The sequence below is a fragment of the Pseudomonas sp. SDO52101_S400 genome, from assembly GCF_054071635.1.
Genome location: NZ_JBSVWF010000117.1, coordinates 1 through 5,506, shown reverse-complemented (window position 1 = coordinate 5,506; position 5,506 = coordinate 1). Strand labels below are relative to the sequence as shown.

Here is a 5,506-nt window from a genome sequence, read left to right as displayed (position 1 = left end):
TCGAAAGCGGAGAAAAAGAGGTGTTGACAGCAGCGTGTAACGCTGTAGAATTCGCCTCCCGCTGACGAGAGATCGGAAGCGCAAGTGGTTGAAGTTGTTGAAGAAATCTTCGAAAGCTTCTGAAAATAATCACTTGACAGCAAATGAGGCTGCTGTAGAATGCGCGCCTCGGTTGAGACGAAAGATCTTAACCAACCGCTCTTTAACAACTGAATCAAGCAATTCGTGTGGGTGCTTGTGGAGTCAGACTGATAGTCAACAAGATTATCAGCATCACAAGTTACTCCGCGAGAAATCAAAGATGTAACCAACGATTGCTGAGCCAAGTTTAGGGTTTTCTCAAAACCCAAAGATGTTTGAACTGAAGAGTTTGATCATGGCTCAGATTGAACGCTGGCGGCAGGCCTAACACATGCAAGTCGAGCGGATGAAGGGAGCTTGCTCCTGGATTCAGCGGCGGACGGGTGAGTAATGCCTAGGAATCTGCCTGGTAGTGGGGGACAACGTTTCGAAAGGAACGCTAATACCGCATACGTCCTACGGGAGAAAGCAGGGGACCTTCGGGCCTTGCGCTATCAGATGAGCCTAGGTCGGATTAGCTAGTTGGTGAGGTAATGGCTCACCAAGGCGACGATCCGTAACTGGTCTGAGAGGATGATCAGTCACACTGGAACTGAGACACGGTCCAGACTCCTACGGGAGGCAGCAGTGGGGAATATTGGACAATGGGCGAAAGCCTGATCCAGCCATGCCGCGTGTGTGAAGAAGGTCTTCGGATTGTAAAGCACTTTAAGTTGGGAGGAAGGGTTGTAGATTAATACTCTGCAATTTTGACGTTACCGACAGAATAAGCACCGGCTAACTCTGTGCCAGCAGCCGCGGTAATACAGAGGGTGCAAGCGTTAATCGGAATTACTGGGCGTAAAGCGCGCGTAGGTGGTTCGTTAAGTTGGATGTGAAATCCCCGGGCTCAACCTGGGAACTGCATCCAAAACTGGCGAGCTAGAGTATGGTAGAGGGTGGTGGAATTTCCTGTGTAGCGGTGAAATGCGTAGATATAGGAAGGAACACCAGTGGCGAAGGCGACCACCTGGACTGATACTGACACTGAGGTGCGAAAGCGTGGGGAGCAAACAGGATTAGATACCCTGGTAGTCCACGCCGTAAACGATGTCAACTAGCCGTTGGGAGCCTTGAGCTCTTAGTGGCGCAGCTAACGCATTAAGTTGACCGCCTGGGGAGTACGGCCGCAAGGTTAAAACTCAAATGAATTGACGGGGGCCCGCACAAGCGGTGGAGCATGTGGTTTAATTCGAAGCAACGCGAAGAACCTTACCAGGCCTTGACATCCAATGAACTTTCCAGAGATGGATTGGTGCCTTCGGGAACATTGAGACAGGTGCTGCATGGCTGTCGTCAGCTCGTGTCGTGAGATGTTGGGTTAAGTCCCGTAACGAGCGCAACCCTTGTCCTTAGTTACCAGCACGTAATGGTGGGCACTCTAAGGAGACTGCCGGTGACAAACCGGAGGAAGGTGGGGATGACGTCAAGTCATCATGGCCCTTACGGCCTGGGCTACACACGTGCTACAATGGTCGGTACAAAGGGTTGCCAAGCCGCGAGGTGGAGCTAATCCCATAAAACCGATCGTAGTCCGGATCGCAGTCTGCAACTCGACTGCGTGAAGTCGGAATCGCTAGTAATCGCGAATCAGAATGTCGCGGTGAATACGTTCCCGGGCCTTGTACACACCGCCCGTCACACCATGGGAGTGGGTTGCACCAGAAGTAGCTAGTCTAACCTTCGGGGGGACGGTTACCACGGTGTGATTCATGACTGGGGTGAAGTCGTAACAAGGTAGCCGTAGGGGAACCTGCGGCTGGATCACCTCCTTAATCGACGACATCAGCTGCTCCATAAGTTCCCACACGAATTGCTTGATTCATTGAAGAAGACGAAAGAAGCAGCCCGAAATTGGGTCTGTAGCTCAGTTGGTTAGAGCGCACCCCTGATAAGGGTGAGGTCGGCAGTTCGAATCTGCCCAGACCCACCAATTTTGTGTGGGAAACGCCTGTAGAAATACGGGGCCATAGCTCAGCTGGGAGAGCGCCTGCCTTGCACGCAGGAGGTCAGCGGTTCGATCCCGCTTGGCTCCACCACTACTGCTTCTGAAGTAAGAGCTTAGAAATGAGCATTCCATCGGTTCGATGGTGAATGTTGATTTCTAGTCTTTGACTAGTTCGTTCTTTAAAAATTTGGGTATGTGATAGAAAGATAGACTGAGATCCACTTTCACTGGTGGTGATCAGGCTAAGGTAAAATTTGTGAGTTCTCTTAGTTGAGAAATTCGAATTTTCGGCGAATGTCGTCTTCACAGTATAACCAGATTGCTTGGGGTTATATGGTCAAGTGAAGAAGCGCATACGGTGGATGCCTTGGCAGTCAGAGGCGATGAAAGACGTGGTAGCCTGCGAAAAGCTTCGGGGAGTCGGCAAACAGACTTTGATCCGGAGATGTCTGAATGGGGGAACCCAGCCATCATAAGATGGTTATCTTGTACTGAATACATAGGTGCAAGAGGCGAACCAGGGGAACTGAAACATCTAAGTACCCTGAGGAAAAGAAATCAACCGAGATTCCCTTAGTAGTGGCGAGCGAACGGGGACTAGCCCTTAAGTGGCTTTGAGATTAGCGGAACGCTCTGGAAAGTGCGGCCATAGTGGGTGATAGCCCTGTACGCGAAAATCTCTTAGTCATGAAATCGAGTAGGACGGAGCACGAGAAACTTTGTCTGAATATGGGGGGACCATCCTCCAAGGCTAAATACTACTGACTGACCGATAGTGAACTAGTACCGTGAGGGAAAGGCGAAAAGAACCCCGGAGAGGGGAGTGAAATAGATCCTGAAACCGTATGCGTACAAGCAGTGGGAGCAGACTTTGTTCTGTGACTGCGTACCTTTTGTATAATGGGTCAGCGACTTATTTTCAGTGGCGAGCTTAACCGAATAGGGGAGGCGTAGCGAAAGCGAGTCTTAATAGGGCGTCTAGTCGCTGGGAATAGACCCGAAACCGGGCGATCTATCCATGGGCAGGTTGAAGGTTAGGTAACACTGACTGGAGGACCGAACCGACTACCGTTGAAAAGTTAGCGGATGACCTGTGGATCGGAGTGAAAGGCTAATCAAGCTCGGAGATAGCTGGTTCTCCTCGAAAGCTATTTAGGTAGCGCCTCATGTATCACTGTAGGGGGTAGAGCACTGTTTCGGCTAGGGGGTCATCCCGACTTACCAAACCGATGCAAACTCCGAATACCTACAAGTGCCGAGCATGGGAGACACACGGCGGGTGCTAACGTCCGTCGTGAAAAGGGAAACAACCCAGACCGTCAGCTAAGGTCCCAAAGTTATGGTTAAGTGGGAAACGATGTGGGAAGGCTTAGACAGCTAGGAGGTTGGCTTAGAAGCAGCCACCCTTTAAAGAAAGCGTAATAGCTCACTAGTCGAGTCGGCCTGCGCGGAAGATGTAACGGGGCTCAAACCATACACCGAAGCTACGGGTATCACGTAAGTGATGCGGTAGAGGAGCGTTCTGTAAGCCTGTGAAGGTGAGTTGAGAAGCTTGCTGGAGGTATCAGAAGTGCGAATGCTGACATGAGTAACGACAATGGGTGTGAAAAACACCCACGCCGAAAGACCAAGGTTTCCTGCGCAACGTTAATCGACGCAGGGTTAGTCGGTCCCTAAGGCGAGGCTGAAAAGCGTAGTCGATGGAAAACAGGTTAATATTCCTGTACTTCTGGTTATTGCGATGGAGGGACGGAGAAGGCTAGGCCAGCTTGGCGTTGGTTGTCCAAGTTTAAGGTGGTAGGCTGAAATCTTAGGTAAATCCGGGGTTTCAAGGCCGAGAGCTGATGACGAGTTGCCTTTAGGCGACGAAGTGGTTGATGCCATGCTTCCAAGAAAAGCTTCTAAGCTTCAGATAACCAGGAACCGTACCCCAAACCGACACAGGTGGTTGGGTAGAGAATACCAAGGCGCTTGAGAGAACTCGGGTGAAGGAACTAGGCAAAATGGCACCGTAACTTCGGGAGAAGGTGCGCCGGTGAGGGTGAAGCACTTGCTGCGTAAGCCCACGCCGGTCGAAGATACCAGGCCGCTGCGACTGTTTATTAAAAACACAGCACTCTGCAAACACGAAAGTGGACGTATAGGGTGTGACGCCTGCCCGGTGCCGGAAGGTTAATTGATGGGGTTAGCTAACGCGAAGCTCTTGATCGAAGCCCCGGTAAACGGCGGCCGTAACTATAACGGTCCTAAGGTAGCGAAATTCCTTGTCGGGTAAGTTCCGACCTGCACGAATGGCGTAACGATGGCGGCGCTGTCTCCACCCGAGACTCAGTGAAATTGAAATCGCTGTGAAGATGCAGTGTATCCGCGGCTAGACGGAAAGACCCCGTGAACCTTTACTATAGCTTTGCACTGGACTTTGAATTTGCTTGTGTAGGATAGGTGGGAGGCTTTGAAGCGTGAACGCCAGTTTGCGTGGAGCCATCCTTGAAATACCACCCTGGCAACTTTGAGGTTCTAACTCAGGTCCGTTATCCGGATCGAGGACAGTGTATGGTGGGTAGTTTGACTGGGGCGGTCTCCTCCTAAAGAGTAACGGAGGAGTACGAAGGTGCGCTCAGACCGGTCGGAAATCGGTCGTAGAGTATAAAGGCAAAAGCGCGCTTGACTGCGAGACAGACACGTCGAGCAGGTACGAAAGTAGGTCTTAGTGATCCGGTGGTTCTGTATGGAAGGGCCATCGCTCAACGGATAAAAGGTACTCCGGGGATAACAGGCTGATACCGCCCAAGAGTTCATATCGACGGCGGTGTTTGGCACCTCGATGTCGGCTCATCACATCCTGGGGCTGAAGCCGGTCCCAAGGGTATGGCTGTTCGCCATTTAAAGTGGTACGCGAGCTGGGTTTAGAACGTCGTGAGACAGTTCGGTCCCTATCTGCCGTGGACGTTTGAGATTTGAGAGGGGCTGCTCCTAGTACGAGAGGACCGGAGTGGACGAACCTCTGGTGTTCCGGTTGTCACGCCAGTGGCATTGCCGGGTAGCTATGTTCGGAAAAGATAACCGCTGAAAGCATCTAAGCGGGAAACTTGCCTCAAGATGAGATCTCACTGGAACCTTGAGTTCCCTGAAGGGCCGTCGAAGACTACGACGTTGATAGGTTGGGTGTGTAAGCGCTGTGAGGCGTTGAGCTAACCAATACTAATTGCCCGTGAGGCTTGACCATATAACACCCAAGCAATTTGCGTCGGCTCTCTAAACCAGAGCAACCAGATTGCGGTGTGTGAAGACGAAAGAACCGAAAGTTCGACGCTTGCAAAACACCGAAAACTATCCATACCCAATTTGCTGAAGCGAGGCCATCTGGTCACGAGTCAGTACCCGAATTTCTTGACGACCATAGAGCGTTGGAACCACCTGATCCCATCCCGAACTCAG

Annotated in this window: 2 tRNA genes and 3 rRNA genes; all 5 read left to right on the top strand. The window is 51.4% G+C overall.

Features of this window, described 5'->3' with window-relative positions:
* The first annotated feature begins 358 nt into the window (after positions 1-358).
* Positions 359-1,895 (top strand): 16S ribosomal RNA (locus tag ACW9HX_RS28805).
* Positions 1,896-1,976: 81 nt separating this feature from the next.
* Positions 1,977-2,053 (top strand) — tRNA-Ile (locus ACW9HX_RS28800).
* Between the two features lie 30 nt (positions 2,054-2,083).
* A tRNA-Ala gene (locus ACW9HX_RS28795) sits at positions 2,084-2,159 on the top strand.
* A 244-nt stretch (positions 2,160-2,403) separates the two neighbouring features.
* Positions 2,404-5,294 (top strand): 23S ribosomal RNA (locus ACW9HX_RS28790).
* Between the two features lie 163 nt (positions 5,295-5,457).
* Positions 5,458-5,506, top strand: a 5S ribosomal RNA gene (gene rrf / locus ACW9HX_RS28785); the annotation flags it as partial.